This window comes from Pseudomonas sp. PS02302, assembly GCF_029959585.1.
Lineage (GTDB): Bacteria > Pseudomonadota > Gammaproteobacteria > Pseudomonadales > Pseudomonadaceae > Chryseomonas > Chryseomonas aestiva.
This window is the reverse complement of the sequence record NZ_JASCON010000012.1, coordinates 1-13,882: the sequence shown is the minus strand read 5'-3', so window position 1 is coordinate 13,882 and position 13,882 is coordinate 1. Positions and strand designations below refer to the sequence as shown.

The 13,882-nt window shown below is 66.3% G+C and carries 13 protein-coding genes and 1 pseudogene; 10 read left to right on the top strand and 4 right to left on the bottom strand.

Translation table 11 applies throughout. From position 1 onward, the window contains the following. Positions 1–37: 37 nt before the first annotated feature. Complete coding sequence (locus QMX82_RS06215; protein WP_187980559.1) at positions 38–568, top strand: glycine cleavage system protein R; 531 nt, start codon at positions 38–40, stop codon at positions 566–568. Positions 569–638: 70 nt separating this feature from the next. Then, positions 639–1,796, top strand: a complete 1,158-nt coding sequence (locus QMX82_RS06210; RefSeq protein ID WP_282281543.1) for an ATP-binding protein — start codon at positions 639–641, stop codon at positions 1,794–1,796. A 31-nt stretch (positions 1,797–1,827) separates the two neighbouring features. Here QMX82_RS06210 and QMX82_RS06205 read toward each other — a convergent pair whose 3' ends face one another. The 3 genes from QMX82_RS06205 to QMX82_RS06195 form a co-directional block, all read right to left on the bottom strand. After that, a complete protein-coding gene (locus QMX82_RS06205) occupies positions 1,828–2,316 on the bottom strand; it encodes a UPF0158 family protein (protein WP_208693544.1) in 489 nt (162 codons plus the stop codon). A gap of 78 nt (positions 2,317–2,394) precedes the next feature. Next, positions 2,395–3,795, bottom strand: a complete 1,401-nt coding sequence (locus tag QMX82_RS06200) for a sugar porter family MFS transporter (RefSeq protein ID WP_208693543.1) — start codon at positions 3,793–3,795, stop codon at positions 2,395–2,397. Positions 3,796–3,993: 198 nt separating this feature from the next. Next, positions 3,994–4,977 carry a LysR family transcriptional regulator gene (locus QMX82_RS06195; RefSeq protein WP_282281542.1) on the bottom strand — a complete coding sequence of 328 codons (984 nt, stop codon included), beginning with the start codon at positions 4,975–4,977 and terminating at the stop codon, positions 3,994–3,996. Between the two features lie 92 nt (positions 4,978–5,069). Between QMX82_RS06195 and QMX82_RS06190 the strand changes: the two genes are divergently transcribed. The 6 genes and pseudogenes from QMX82_RS06190 (at position 5,070) to QMX82_RS25960 (ending at position 9,578) form a co-directional block, all read left to right on the top strand. After that, positions 5,070–5,708 carry an alanyl-tRNA editing protein gene (locus QMX82_RS06190; RefSeq protein ID WP_282281541.1) on the top strand — a complete coding sequence of 213 codons (639 nt, stop codon included), beginning with the start codon at positions 5,070–5,072 and terminating at the stop codon, positions 5,706–5,708. 35 nt (positions 5,709–5,743) lie between these two features. Beyond that, positions 5,744–6,514, top strand: a complete 771-nt coding sequence (locus tag QMX82_RS06185; RefSeq protein ID WP_208693541.1) for a 2OG-Fe(II) oxygenase — start codon at positions 5,744–5,746, stop codon at positions 6,512–6,514. 1 nt (position 6,515) lies between these two features. Further along, entirely contained in the window at positions 6,516–7,157 is a 642-nt protein-coding gene (locus tag QMX82_RS06180; RefSeq protein ID WP_158893854.1) for a LysE family translocator, read from the top strand. A gap of 29 nt (positions 7,158–7,186) precedes the next feature. Continuing rightward, the gene (locus QMX82_RS06175) at positions 7,187–7,516 is read left to right on the top strand and encodes an Arc family DNA-binding protein (protein ID WP_158893856.1); all 330 of its coding nucleotides are present in this window, start codon (positions 7,187–7,189) and stop codon (positions 7,514–7,516) included. Between the two features lie 100 nt (positions 7,517–7,616). Beyond that, a pseudogene (locus QMX82_RS25965) lies at positions 7,617–8,879 on the top strand (HAMP domain-containing methyl-accepting chemotaxis protein); the annotation flags it as partial. A 153-nt stretch (positions 8,880–9,032) separates the two neighbouring features. Next, positions 9,033–9,578, top strand: coding sequence for a methyl-accepting chemotaxis protein (locus QMX82_RS25960; RefSeq protein WP_372241648.1), 546 nt, complete (start codon positions 9,033–9,035; stop codon positions 9,576–9,578). A gap of 38 nt (positions 9,579–9,616) precedes the next feature. Here QMX82_RS25960 and QMX82_RS06165 read toward each other — a convergent pair whose 3' ends face one another. Continuing rightward, complete coding sequence (locus tag QMX82_RS06165) at positions 9,617–10,201, bottom strand: flavin reductase family protein (RefSeq protein ID WP_282281539.1); 585 nt, start codon at positions 10,199–10,201, stop codon at positions 9,617–9,619. A 173-nt stretch (positions 10,202–10,374) separates the two neighbouring features. Between QMX82_RS06165 and QMX82_RS06160 the strand changes: the two genes are divergently transcribed. Both QMX82_RS06160 and rep read left to right on the top strand, forming a co-directional pair. Further along, on the top strand, positions 10,375–11,067 hold the full coding sequence (locus QMX82_RS06160; protein WP_208693538.1) for a hypothetical protein: 693 nt from the start codon (positions 10,375–10,377) through the stop codon (positions 11,065–11,067). Positions 11,068–11,126: 59 nt separating this feature from the next. Further along, positions 11,127–13,139, top strand: coding sequence for a DNA helicase Rep (gene rep, locus QMX82_RS06155; protein WP_208693537.1), 2,013 nt, complete (start codon positions 11,127–11,129; stop codon positions 13,137–13,139). The last annotated feature ends 743 nt before the right edge of the window (positions 13,140–13,882 follow it).

Below are 13,882 nucleotides of genomic sequence, written 5' to 3'. Positions count from 1 at the left end.
AGACTGGAGACTCCTTCTGCCCGCCCTGGAGCCCGCCATGGAACACCTGGTCCTGACCGTCATCGCCCCTGATCGCCCCGGTCTGGTGGAAGCCCTGGCCGACTGCGTGGCCGCCCAGGGTGGCAACTGGCTGGAAAGCCGCATGGCCCACCTGGCCGGCCAGTTCGCCGGCATCCTCTCGGTGGAAGTGGAACCGGAATTGCGCAATGGCCTGGTGGAGACGCTGCAGCAGCTGGCCATTCCCGGCCTGCGCATCCTGGTCGGCGAACCCGGCCAACCTGCTGCAGTGGGCGCGCCGCTGGTGCAGCTCGACCTGCTGGGCAACGATCGCGTCGGCATCGTCCGCGACATCACCCGAGCACTGCATCAGGTGGGCGTCAACGTCGAGCGCCTGTCCACCGAGACCCGCCCGGCGCCCATGAGCAGCGAGGCGCTGTTCCACGCCACCGCCCTGCTGGCGCTCCCGGCGGACCTCGAACTCGAGGCCCTGCAGGCCCACCTGGAAACCCTCACCGACGACCTGATGGTGGAGCTCAAGCTCTATCGGCACGGGCACGACCAGCACTAAGTAGGCTTCAGAGCGACGATCTATAAAGGTCTATAAAGATCTTTAATCGCCTTTAAACAGGGAATGGTCGATGCCTGAGCGCTTCTATCACCGCCATGCCATGGCTACCACCTATGCCGCCAAGATTATGGCAGACCCGCTGCATCCCGGTCTGTTCTTGGCAGCGCCATGGCGAACCGGCAAGACCACCTTCATGCGTGAAGACTTGGCGCCTGCCCTCCAGCTCGCGGGTGCTGAGGTGATCTACGTCGATCTCTGGTCGAATCGACAGACTGATCCGGCCGAGTTAATCAACCAGGCGGTACAGGTATCCATCGAGCGCAATCTTGGTCTAATCGCCAAGCTGACCAAGCAAAGTGGTGTGGTGAAACTCAAGGTGGGTGGGGTCGAGATAGATACCGGCAGCATCGGCAAAGCCAAGGGCATAACCCTGGCCGCTGCGCTAGCCGCGCTGTCGGATAGTCTCGGCAAGCCGATAGCGCTCATTATCGACGAAGCTCAGCATGCCGTGACCACCACGGCTGGCAGCAATACGCTCTTCGCCCTCAAGGCGGCTCGCGACGAATTGAACGGCTCACACCATCATGGTTTGAGACTTATCTGTACCGGTTCCAGCCGGGACAAGCTGGCGATGCTCAGAAACAGCCGCGATCAAGCCTTCTTCAATGCGCCGCTGGTAAACTTTCCCCATCTCGACAGAGGCTATGTGGACTGGTTCTGCGCGCAGTCCAGGCTCGACTTCGCCCTCGATCCAGAAGTGGTCTGGAGCAAATTCGTCGAAGCGGGCTATCGCCCCGAGGCGATGCAAGCAGCCCGTGAGGTACTCGAATACTCGATGATCGATGATGCTGCAGTGGGCAATGCCGCTTTCGCTGAAGCCGTCGACGAGCATGTGCGAGAGATGTCAGAGAGCGCGCTCGCCGTGATTCGCAGCCTCACACCGATTCAAGCGGCCGTGTTGAAGGTAATGGCGGTCCAGGGTAAGGAGTATGCGCCCTTCGAGCTGGCCACACTCGGCAAGTACGCAGACATGCTGCAGCTCTCCGGCATGAACGAGGCCCAGGCCCAAGAGGCCGCCTACGCGCAGAATGTGCAGCAGGCATTGGCTGCCTTGCAGGAGAAGGCATTGATCTGGAAAGCTGAGCGCGGCGTCTATGCCATCGAGGAACAAGGACTGCCGGACCTCATGCGTAGCGCCGGCATGCTCCCGGACGCTTCGGCAAACTAAGGTGCTCAGCTGACCATCGGGGTGGCGAGCCCTATCGCTCACGCCCCTTCTCCAGCCGCCGCCGGATGCCCTCGGGGACATCGTCCGGCAGCGGCATCCGCCCATCCGCCGGCAGGGCTTCCAGGCCGGCTTCGTCCAGCAGCACCAGCACTTCTTCCTTGAGACGACTCAGGGCAAAGGCCTGCCAGGCCTCGCGTACCGAGGGGAAGAGGTCCAGTTCGTAGTCGAAGGTCCGGATCGGCCGCCGGCTTTCCAGGGCGGCCCGCAAGAGCGGCTGGGCATGGGGGTGGCGCAACTGGTGCAGAAAGGCTTCGCGCAGTTCCAGGCGATCGTCCTGGGTCAGGCGCGGCAGTGGCAGGTAGCGTTCGGGATCTTCCAGTTCCTCGCGCTCTTCCAGACTGAGGTCGTCCGGATCGAGCAGGCGCAGGGCGCCGCTGGCAAGGTCAAGGAAGTGGGTGCCTCGCTCCCGGCTGTCGAGGGCGGCAGCCAGCAGATCGAGGTCGAGGGTGAGGGGGCGCATGGCAGGACTCCGGCACAGGCGAACAGGAGCGGAGCTCTATCTCCGCTCCTGTTGCGACCCTAGCACCGGAGCTCGCGTTCAGCCCTTCCGCTGATAGGGAAAGAAGCGCCGCTCGCGCAGGTCGTGCTCGATCTGCTCCAGGCTCTTGCCCTTGGTCTCCGGCACCAGGCGCCAGATGAACAGCAGCGCCACCAGGGAAATCCCGGCATAGAGCCAGAAGGTGTGGGCGGCGCCCAGCTTGGTCACCAGGCTCAGGGTGGTGAGGGTCACCAGCAGGTCGAAGCCCCAGTGGCTGAAGGCACCGACGCTGGCGCCCTTGCCGCGCACGAACAGCGGATAGACCTCGGCGTTGATCAGCCAGATGCAGACGCCGAAGCCGCCGCAGTTGAGCATCAGGTAGGCGGCCAGGCAGGCCACCACCGTCCAGCGCTCGACATCGGTCTGGGGACCGGCGCCCTGGAACAGGTAGCCCATGATCGCCAGGGCGATGATGGAGCCGGGAATCAGCGTCAGCAGATAGCGGCGGCGACCGATGCGATCCACCAGGAAGCTGCCGACCACGGTCATGATCACCACCAGGATGGTGCTGCAGCCGGTGGCCAGCACCGCGGTCTGATCGGAGAAGCCGGCCTGGGTGAGGATGGTCGGCGCATAGTAGATCAGCGCGTTGTTGCCGGTGATCTGCGAGAACATGGCGATGCCAGCGCCCACCAGCAGGGCCGGTCGGACCCAGGGCGAGAACAGGTCGCTCCATTTGCCTTCCGGCGCGTTGCTCACGGTCTTGATCTCGGCCAGTTCGGCCTCGGCCGCGGCCTTGCCACCGCGGACCCGCTCCAGCACCGCCAGGGCATCACCCTCGCGACCCTTGACCAGCAGCCAGCGCGGACTTTCCGGCAGCACCGTCATGCCGGCCAGCAGGATCAGCGCCGGCACCAGGCCGAGGCCGAACATCCAGCGCCAGTGCTCGTCCAGGGCGAAGCCGGTGAAGTAGGCCACGGTGATGCCGAACACCACCATGAACTGGAACAGCACCACCAGCTTGCCGCGGTGCTCCGGCGGCGCCACCTCGGCGATGTACACCGGAATGATCTGGGTGGAGCTGCCGGCCGACAGACCGAGCAGAAAGCGCGACAGGATCAGCAGGGTGACGTTAGGCGACAGCGCCGAAAGCACAGAGCCCAGGGCGAACACCAGGGCCACGCCGATAATGGTCTTGCGCCGGCCGAGGCGGTCGGAGATCGGGCCGGTGCCGAGGCAGCCGAACAGGGCGCCAAAGATGATGGCGCCGGTCACCAGTTGCTTGACGGTGTCGTCCATGGCGAATTCGCGGCCGAGGCCGAGCAGGGCGACGCCGATGATGCCGGTGTCGTAGCCGAACAGCAGGCCGCCGAGGGCGGCGATCACGGCGATGAGCACGACCAGCCCCTTGCGCGGGGTGGCCGCCACGGGTGCGGCGAGCGAGGGTGATGAAGCGAGCATGGGGAAATCCTTTCTTGTTTTGCCAGGGCAAGGATCGCGGTGGCAACCCGATCCACCCGCGCAGGCGGGCCGTGGGGAGCATGGCCCAGAGAAAAGCGCGATGCGGCAGGCAGAGAAACGTTAGGTGAATCGTTTCACCTAATACTGCCAGTTGTAACAGGACTTGTGAAAAGCATCACGAATAGCGACCGGCAGTGCCTAGCTGCCGATGGTCAGCTCCTGGAAGCGCTGCTCGGGCAGCGCGGCCGCGCCCTGGCCCGGGCGCAGCGCCTGGTCGCCCAGGCGCTCGACCAGGAAGTCGATGAACACCTTGAGCTTGGGCGGCAGGTGGCGCGTCGCCGGATAGAGCAGCCAGGCGCCGCCGTGGTAATGCGGCAGAAAGGACCACTCCGGCAGCACCTGGACGATCTCGCCGCGGGCCAGGGCCGCCTGGGCGGTGAACAGTGGCAGGCTGCCGATGCCGATGTGGCTGAGCACCGCGTCCAGGCGTACCCCGGTGTGGTTGGCGGCGTAGCGTCCGCGCACATTGACATGGACCACCTTGGCGCCCTGGCGGAATTTCCAGCGCGAATCGGCCGGCTCTTCCGCCAGGTAGATGCAGCTGTGCCCGGCCAGATCGCGGGGATGGGCGGGCTTACCGTGCGCGGCCAGGTACTGCGGCGTGGCGCAGAGCAGGTGCTCGATGGTCAGCAACTGACGGCCCACCAGTCCGGGCGGTGGTCGGTCGGTGATGCGGATAGCCAGGTCGACGTTCTCGTCGATCAGATCGACATAGCGGTCCTCCAGCAGCAATTGCACGTCCACCGCCGGGTAGCGCCGCAGGAAGTCGGCCATGTGCGGATGGATCACCGTGCTGCCCACCGCCTTGGGCACCGACAGCCGGACGATGCCGGCCGGCGCCTGGTTGAACTGGCCACTGACCTCCAGCACCGCTCGCGCGGCGCCGACCATGTCGCTGCAGCGCCGAAAAACCTCCTCTCCCGCCTCCGACAGCCGCAGCTTGCGCGTACTGCGATTGAGCAGTCGCGTGCCCAGGGCCTTCTCCAGGCGCGCCACGCTGCGACTGGTGGAAGACGGGGTCAGACCGAGCTGGCGGGCTGCCGCAGAGAAGCTGCCGCTCTCCACCACCCGGACGAAAATGGCCATCTCGCTGAGCAGCGGCAGGGGAAGATTTATGCTCACAGCGCAAAATTCCTTTGGAGAGAGGGTGGATTATCACCCTTGCGTGCGCTCTTTAGAATGAGGATGTTTCTCGTTTTCTAGGTAGTAGACGTATGACCGAGCGCCTGTATTTTCTGAGCGACAGCCTGATCGCCGAGGTCGAGGTCCACGCCTGTAGCGCCGCCGAGGACGGTTTTGTCGTCGAACTGCTGGCCACGCCCTTCCATCCCCAGGGCGGTGGGCAGCCCAGCGACACCGGCTGGATCGGTACCGCAGAGGTGACCCGGGTGGTCCAGGACGGCGAACGCATCCTGCACCACACCACCCGCCCCCTGTCGCCCGGCCGCGTGCTGGCCCGGGTCGACGAAGACCGACGCCAGCTGCATTCGCGGCTGCATTCGGCCGGGCACCTGCTCGGCCACATCGGCGAGGCCCATGGCTGGAAGCCGGTCAAGGCCCATCACTGGCCGGGCGAAGGCCGCATCGAATTCATTCCGGGCGAGGCATCCCACCCGCTGGACAGCGAAACCCTGCAGGCGCACTTCGACGCCCTGGTGGCAGAAGACCTGCCGCTGCACGTCGAGGTGCAGGCCGATGGCCAGCGCCAGGTGCGCTTCGGCGAGGACGTGGCGCGCTATGCCTGCGGCGGGACCCACGTGCGTTCCCTGCGCGCGGTCGGCGCCCTGAGCGCCCTGGGCGTCAAGGAAAAGAAGGGGCGCCTGCTGGTGAGCTACGACATGGCTGGCGCCTGATCAACCGCTCACCTCACCCGCAGAAAGGAAGCGCCATGCTGCTCGAACTCGACGCTCTCGACACCGAGAGCCTGCTCCGTCTCACCGAGGAACGCCTGCTGGCGGTACGGGTGCGCCGCTTCGTGCCGCGCCCGCTGGCCGACGACCTCGGCCAGCAGATCCTCGGCAACGGCTTCGCCACCTACACCAATGCCCCCAGCATCGGCCGCATCGGCATGGCCTTCTACGAGGCGGAACACCAGCGCGCGCAGATGGACGACTATTTCGCCAGCGTCGCCAGCAACCTGGAAGAATTGCGCCGGCGCTGCCGCCCCTATCTCAATCCCATCGACCTGGTGCGCTGCACCCTCGACGAGGTCTGGCCCGCCGGCGCCCGCCTGCAGACCCTCTGGGGTCGCAAGATGTACGTCGGCCTGTCGCGGGTGGTGAAACCCGGGGTGCGCTTTCTCGCCCACCACGACATCTTCGCCAAGGACGCGCCGGGCAGCGAGGAAGCCGAAAGCCTGGTCGCTCAGCTGGCCTGCAACGTCTACCTGACCATGCCCAGCCGGGGCGGCGAACTGCAGCTCTGGTCACGCGAACTGGCGCCGGAGGCCTTCGACGCCCTGCGCGGCGACAGCTACGGCATCGAGCCCGACCGGCTCGGCCCGCCCTGCCTGACCATCCGCCCCGAACCGGGCGACCTGATTCTCTTCAATTCCCGCCGCATGCACGCCGTGACGCCCGGCAACGACCAGCCACGGCTGTCGCTGTCGTGCTTCGTGGGCTATCGCGGGGCGGCCGAACCCCTCACGTACTGGAGCTGACATGTCCCCCTACCTGAGCGAATTCCTCGCCCTGGCGACCATCCACTTCCTCGCCGTGCTGGCGCCCGGCCCGGATTTCGCCGTGACCGTGCGCCAGAGCGTGAGATACGGGCGCCTGATCGGCCTGTGCACCGCCCTGGGCATCGGCGCCGGCATCTCGGTGCACGTGCTCTACACCCTGCTCGGCATCGGCGCCCTGATGCATGCCACGCCCTGGCTGCTGGGGGTCGCCAAGGTGGTCGGCGGCGCCTACATCCTCTGGCTGGGCTTCAACCTGATCCGCAGCAAGCCCACCGCCGCGCCGCTGGACGACAGCCAGTGGCAGCAGGCCGACCTGCAGCGGCAGTCACCCGGCAAGGCCTTCCTCACCGGCTTCCTGACCAACGCCACCAACCCCAAGGCCACCCTGTTCTTCCTGGCCATCTTCACCACCGTGGTCAGCGGCAGTACGCCGCTGACCGTCCAGGGCCTCTATGGCCTGTGGATGTGCGCGGTCAACGCCGGCTGGTTCGCCCTGGTCAGCCTGCTGTTTTCCAGTCCGCGCGTTCGCCAGACCTTCCTGCGCCTGGGCCACTGGTTCGAGCGAACCATGGGCCTGGTGCTGGTTTTCTTCGCCGGTCGACTGCTGTTGTCGGCGCTTTGACGTCAGTCCATTCGTATTGGAGGTCCTCCATGCCCTACGTCCACCGCGCTCCCGCTGGTATTCCCACGGAAAAGTTCGTCGTCCGCCTGCCCGACGGGATGCGTGAACGCATCGCCGCCGTGGCTCGCTCCCATCGGCACAGCATGAACACCGAGATCGTCGCCTGGCTGGAACGCAGCCTGGTACAGGACGGGGTGCTGGAGCAGCCGCAGGTCGAAGCGGACGACGAGTTGCTCAATGCCAGCGAGCAACTGCTGCTGCAGCGCTTTCGCCAGCTCAACGAGCGTCAGCAGAATGCGCTGATCTCGGTGCTGGAGCTGGAGTTGCCCGTTCCCGTGCACAGCCGCGAAACCGCCTGAGTCGGTTCGTCACCACCGCGGACGGAACCGGCCGTCGGCAGCAGGGCCGCCCACCAGGCGGCCCTGACGTGCGGCTTTCAAGTATCGATCGGGACGGCCGATGAAGAAGGTCTTCGTACTCTCTTCCGGAATTCCCATGTCTGTATCCAAAGCCTCCTGGCTGAGCAATCTCGGCATTTCCAAGAAGCTGGCGCTGGGCTTCGGTGCCCTGCTGGTCATGGTGACGGTGGTGGCGCTGTTCGGTTACCTCACAGCCAACACCCTGCTCGACCGCATCACCAAGACGCGCTACAGCGGTCAGCTCAAGGCCGACGTGCTCGACGTCAGGATCGACGAAAAGGCCTACCTGCTCGATCCCAGCGCGGCCAATGCCACCCGGCAACAGGCCACCCTGGCCAGGGTGACGGAAGACATCGGCAAGGGCCTCACCCTGCTGACCAACCCGGCCAACGTCGCCATCCTGGGCAACATCCAGCAGGAGATGAAGACCTACCAGGAGCGCTTCGCTGCCCTGCAACAGGCCAACCAGACCAGCGCCGAGGCGCAGAAGGAACTGACCCGGGTCTCCGACACCGTTACCGAGACCCTCGACCAGCTGTTCGAACTGGTCTTTGCTCCGGGTGGCAGCTACAGCACCGCCGACCTCAAGGCCCTGGCCGAGATGAAGGCGCAGATGGTCGGTGTGCGCCTGGCCATCCGTCGCTTCCTCGGCACCCCCGATGACAGCAAATCCCAGGCGACCCTCAAGGTCATTGACGAGTTGCTCAAGACCCTGGCCAGCGCCCAGAAGCAGATCGACGGCGATACCGCCGCGCGCCTCTACAGCGCCACCCAGGACGTGACCCGCTATCGCGCCTTTTTCGAATCCATCGTCGCCCAGAATCGCCAGGCCCAGGCCGCCGTTGCCAGTCTGCAGGAGCAGGGCAACAAGCTGGTGCAGTTGCTGGATCAGCTGGGCGAAGGCCAGCTGAAGTCTGCCGCCGCCGAGCGCCAGGCCGCACTGCTCAAGCTGCTGCTGAGCAGCCTGATCGCCCTGCTGATCGGCATTGCCGCCGCCTGGCTGATCACCCGCCAGATCACCCAGCCGCTGGCGACCGCCATGGCCATGCTCAAGCGCGTCGCCGCCGGCGATCTCACCCAGCGCAGCGAGGTGAGCCGCCGCGACGAGCTGGGCGAACTGCAACGCACCACCCAGGCCATGGCCGATGACCTGCGTCAGCTGGTCGGTGGCATCGCCAGCGGCGTGGGGCAACTCAGCAGCGCGGCCGACGAACTCTCGGCCTTTGGCGTCCAGACCAGCCGCGGTGCCACCCAGCAGCGCGACGAGATGCATCAGGTGGCCACCGCCATGAACGAAATGGCGGCCACGGTGCACAATGTCGCGCAAAACACCGCCAACGCCTCCAGCGCCGCGCAGAACGCCGACGGCATGGCCCGCGAAGGCAGTCGCACGGTCAAGCGCGCGGCCGAGGAAATCACCCTGGCCGCCGAAGAGGTGCAGGGCCTGGGCGATGCCATGGAGCGCCTGGACGCCGCCAGCGGTCGCATCGGCAGCGTCATCGACGTGATCAAGGCGATCGCCGAGCAGACCAACCTGCTGGCGCTCAACGCCGCCATCGAAGCCGCCCGCGCCGGCGAACAGGGCCGCGGCTTCGCCGTGGTGGCCGACGAGGTCCGCTCCCTGGCCCAGCGGACCCAGGAATCCACCCAGGAAATCGGCGAACTCATCGCCACCCTGCAGCAGGGCACTACCGAAGCCAGTGCGCGGATGCAGGCCAGCCGCGACCGCACCCTGGGCACCGTGACCCTGGCCCAGGACGCCGAGCGCGCCCTGGAGGTCATCTACCAGGCGGTGGCGGAGATCCAGAATCTCAATCAGCAGATCGCCACCGCGGTGGAAGAGCAGAGCCTGGTCGCCGAGGAGATCAACGGCAACGTGGTCAAGGTCAGCGGCCTGGCCGAGGAATCGGCCACTGCCAACGCCCATGCCGCGGCCTCGGTCAACGAGCTGGCCCGCCTGGGCGGCGATCTGCAGCAGATGGTCGCGCGCTTCCGCGTCTGACCTCGGCGCGCCGGCGCCAGGCACGGGCGCCGGTGGTCTCAGGCTTTCGGCGTCAGCATCTGCCCCTGGATGCCGTCGCCGATCACCAGGAAGTGACCGCCGGCGACGTGATGCAGGGTGCGCAGGCCATCCTGGCCGCGAAAATCCCAGCGTCCCTCGCGAAACACCCGGGTATCAGCCCGGGCGGCGAGTACCTCACCGAGAAACAGATCATAGCCCTGCTGGTTGTGCGCCTCGGGCAGCAAACGGCATTCCAGCCAGGCCACGCAGCCGGCGATCAGCGGCGCGCTGACCTGTTCGCCCGCCAGCGTCTCGATGCCGTAGGCGGCGAACTTGTCCAGTTCGCGACCGCTGGTGTTGCCTACCGTCTGCACCAGATCCACCTGGGCGGCGCAGGGCACGCTGAGCACGAAGCTGCCCTCGGCTTCCAGCAATTCGCGGGTCCAGGTCTGCTTGTCGAGCACCACCGCCACCTTGCCCGGCTCGAAATCCACCGCCATGGCCCAGGCCGCGGCCATGACGTTGCGCCGGCCGGCGTGGGCGGCGCTGACCAGCACCGTGGGACCGTGGTTGAGCAGGCGATAGGCCTTGGCCAGGGGGACGGCGGCAAGGGTCGAATGCATGGCTGGACTCCCGAGGGAAAAGCCCCAGGTTAACGCAGCCCTTGCCGTTCGACGCCGCGCGGGTAAAAAATTGCCGCTTTGCGCCGCGCTCGCCAAACGCCGGGGGACATCCGGGGTCTATCGCCCACTCCCGGTATGGGACCGACAAGAAACCTGCGTTAAGGATGACCTCTATGCCCACTCGCCTGGCTCTCTCCGCCCTGCTGTTCTGCGCCTGCTGTCTCGGTCTGCCGCTGGCCCAGGCACAGACCGCCAGCCCCTCGCACGGGCCTTCCGCTACCCAGCCACTTCTCTCCAGCTCCATCAACGACTTCAGCAACGAAGACTGGGATCGTGGCGTCCTGCGCCGGGTGGCCGGCGTGACCATTCCGGCGACCCCGGCCAACGTCGAGGGCTTCATCAGCGGGCGGCAGGTCCAGCTGGGCGACGGCGAGTGGCGCGCCATCACCGAGGTCCAGCGGGTCGGCGACAACCTGGCCGTGTTCGTCGAGGGCCAGCCGCTGGATGCCGAGAACGTGGGTTATCCCCGGCGTCTGGCGGTGGACGATGCGCCCGGTACCGGGCGCCATCTGCAGCGCCTGCCGGGGCGCTTCAACACCCCGATCAACGACTTCACCAACCAGGACTGGCTCAAGGGCATCTACCGCAAGGCCGCCGGCATTTCCATCCCGGTCACCGAGCGCAATCGCGAGGAATTCAAGCCGGGCGCCATCGTCCGCCTGGCCGACGGCCAGGACTATGCCGTCACCCACGTCAGCGAATTCGGCCGCAGCATGGGCGTGTTCCTCGACAGCCCGGTGCTGCCCGGCGAGAAGTACGGCTATCCGCGCCAGCTGACCTTCGTCGCACCACCGCCCAAGCCCTGAGACCGCGGCTGACCGGCGCTGGTAGAATCCCCCGCCCAGCGTCGTCACCCCGGTCCGCCATGTCCAAGCTCAATCCCCGCCAGGCCGAAGCCGTGGCCTACATCAGCGGCCCCCTGCTGGTGCTGGCCGGTGCCGGCTCCGGCAAGACCAGCGTCATCACCCGCAAGATCGCCTACCTGGTGCAGCAGTGCGGTGTCCGCGCCCAGTACATCTGCGCCGTGACCTTCACCAACAAGGCGGCGCGCGAGATGAAGGCGCGGGTGGCCAGCCTGCTGAAAGCCGGCGAAGGCCGCGGCCTGACCGTCTCGACCTTCCACAACCTCGGGCTGAACATCATTCGCCGCGAGTACGTGCACCTGGGCTACAAGCCGGGCTTCTCGATCTTCGACGAGGGCGACATCAAGGCGCTGCTCACCGACATCATGCAGAAGGAATACCAGGGCGACGACGGCCTGGACGAGATCAAGAACTACATCGGCAACTGGAAGAACGACCTCATCCTGCCGGAAGAGGCCCTGGAAAAGGCGCGTACGCCCAAGGAGCAGACCGCCGCGGTGGTCTACCTGCACTACCAGCGCACCCTCAAGGCCTACAACGCGGTCGACTTCGACGACCTCATCCTGATGCCGGTGAAGCTGTTCCAGGAGCATCCCGAGGTGCTGGAGCGCTGGCGCAACCGCATCCGCTACATGCTGGTGGACGAATACCAGGACACCAACACCAGCCAGTACCTGCTGGTGAAGATGCTGGTGCAGGAGCGCGCCCAGTTCACCGTGGTGGGCGACGACGACCAGTCGATCTACGCCTGGCGCGGCGCGCGACCGGAAAACCTGATGCAGCTCAAGGACGACTTCCCCTCGCTCAAGGTGGTGATGCTGGAGCAGAACTACCGCTCCACCAGTCGCATCCTCAGGTGCGCCAACGTGCTCATCGCCAATAACCCCCACGTGTTCGAGAAGCAGCTGTGGAGCGAGATGGGCCACGGCGATCCGATCCGGGTATTGCGCTGCAAGAACGAGGATGGCGAGGCCGAGCGCATCGCCCTGGAGATCCTTACGCTGCACCTCAAGACCCAGCGGCCCTACGCCGATTTCGCCATCCTCTATCGCGGCAACTACCAGGCCAAGCTGATGGAGCTCAAGCTCCAGCACCACCAGATTCCCTACCGGCTCTCCGGCGGCACCAGCTTCTTCGCCCGCCAGGAGGTCAAGGACGTGATGTCCTACCTGCGCCTGCTGGTGAATCCGGACGACGACAACGCCTTCCTGCGGGTCATCAACGTGCCGCGCCGGGAGATCGGCTCCACCACCCTGGAAAAGCTCGGCAACTATGCCGGCAGCCGGGATCGCTCGATGTACGCCGCCGCCGACGAGATCGGCCTGGGCGAGCACCTGGACGCCCGCTTCACCGAACGCCTGTCGCGCTTCAAGCGCTGGATGGACGGGGTCCGCCAGAACTGCGCGGGCGAGGATCCCATCGGCGCCCTGCGCAGCATGGTGATGGACATCGACTACGAGAACTGGATCCGCCAGAACGCCAGCTCCGACAAGGTCGCCGACTTCCGCATGGGCAACGTCTGGTTCCTCCTGGATGCGCTGAAGAACATCCTGGAAAAGGACGAGGACGGCCAGATGACCATCGAGGACGCCATCGCCAAGCTGGTCCTGCGCGACATGCTCGAACGCCAGCAGGAAGAAGAGGAAGGCGCCGACGGGGTGCAGATGATGACCCTGCACGCCTCCAAGGGCCTGGAATTCCCCTATGTGTTCATCATGGGCATGGAAGAGGAAATCCTGCCGCACCGCTCCAGCATCGAAGCCGACACCATCGAGGAGGAGCGCCGCCTGGCCTACGTGGGCATCACTCGCGCGCGCCAGACCCTGGCCTTCACCTACGCCACCCGGCGCAAGCAGTACGGCGAGCTGATCGACTGCACCCCCAGTCGCTTCCTCGACGAATTGCCTCCCGAGGACCTGCAGTGGGAGGGCCTGGAAGAAGCACCGCAGGAACAGAAGGCCGCCCGCGGCAACGACGCCCTGGCGGCGATGCGGGCGATGCTGAAGAAGGGCTGAGGACCTGTGCCGGCGCTCACCCTCACCCCAACCCTCTCCCGGAGGGAGAGGGGGCATCCGAAGTCACCCTGACGGTTCACCACACGCCAACCAGTCCCCCTCTCCCGGAGGGAGAAGGGGCGCCCGAAGCTACTCCGAGGTTTCGCCCCACGCCAATCAATCCCCTCTCCCTCTGGGAGAGGGTTAGGGTGAGGGCCTACCCCACGCCAAGCTGACACCCTCACCCCAGCCCTCTCCCGGAGGGAGAGGGGGCTAACGCGTGCTGCATCGAGCTTCGGCACGCTGCCTCAGGCCCAGGCGCTACACCCAGCTGTTCCCAGCACTGGAGCGATCCCCTCTCCCCCAGGGAGAGAGTTAGGGTGAGGGCCCGCCCCACGCCAAGCTGACACCCTCACCCCAGCCCTCTCCCGGAGGGAGAGGGGGGCTAACGCATGCTGCGTCGAGCTTCGGCACGCTGCCTCAGGCCCAGGCGCTACACCCAGCTGTTCCCAGCACTGGAGCGATCCCCTCTCCCCCAGGGAGAGAGTTAGGGTGAGGGCCCGCCCCAGGCCAAGCTGACACCCTGACCCCAGCCCTCTCCCGGAGGGAGAGGGGGGCTAACGCATGCTGCGTCGAGCTTCGGCACGCTGCCTCAGGCCCAGGCGCTACACTCAACTGCTCCCAGCACTTGAGCAATCCCCTCTCCCTCTGGGAGAGGGTTAGGGTGAGGGCCGCCCCACGCCGGCCGGCCCCCCGCGCGCCGG

Coding starts and splice junctions, on each gene's coding strand:
- QMX82_RS06215 (WP_187980559.1), top strand. CDS start 38: ATGGAACACCTGGTCCTGACCGTCATCGCCCCTGATCGCCCCGGTCTG.
- QMX82_RS06210 (WP_282281543.1), top strand. CDS start 639: ATGCCTGAGCGCTTCTATCACCGCCATGCCATGGCTACCACCTATGCC.
- QMX82_RS06205 (WP_208693544.1), bottom strand. CDS start 2,316: ATGCGCCCCCTCACCCTCGACCTCGATCTGCTGGCTGCCGCCCTCGAC.
- QMX82_RS06200 (WP_208693543.1), bottom strand. CDS start 3,795: ATGCTCGCTTCATCACCCTCGCTCGCCGCACCCGTGGCGGCCACCCCG.
- QMX82_RS06190 (WP_282281541.1), top strand. CDS start 5,070: ATGACCGAGCGCCTGTATTTTCTGAGCGACAGCCTGATCGCCGAGGTC.
- QMX82_RS06185 (WP_208693541.1), top strand. CDS start 5,744: ATGCTGCTCGAACTCGACGCTCTCGACACCGAGAGCCTGCTCCGTCTC.
- QMX82_RS06180 (WP_158893854.1), top strand. CDS start 6,516: ATGTCCCCCTACCTGAGCGAATTCCTCGCCCTGGCGACCATCCACTTC.
- QMX82_RS06175 (WP_158893856.1), top strand. CDS start 7,187: ATGCCCTACGTCCACCGCGCTCCCGCTGGTATTCCCACGGAAAAGTTC.
- QMX82_RS25960 (WP_372241648.1), top strand. CDS start 9,033: ATGGAGCGCCTGGACGCCGCCAGCGGTCGCATCGGCAGCGTCATCGAC.
- QMX82_RS06165 (WP_282281539.1), bottom strand. CDS start 10,201: ATGCATTCGACCCTTGCCGCCGTCCCCCTGGCCAAGGCCTATCGCCTG.
- QMX82_RS06160 (WP_208693538.1), top strand. CDS start 10,375: ATGCCCACTCGCCTGGCTCTCTCCGCCCTGCTGTTCTGCGCCTGCTGT.
- rep (WP_208693537.1), top strand. CDS start 11,127: ATGTCCAAGCTCAATCCCCGCCAGGCCGAAGCCGTGGCCTACATCAGC.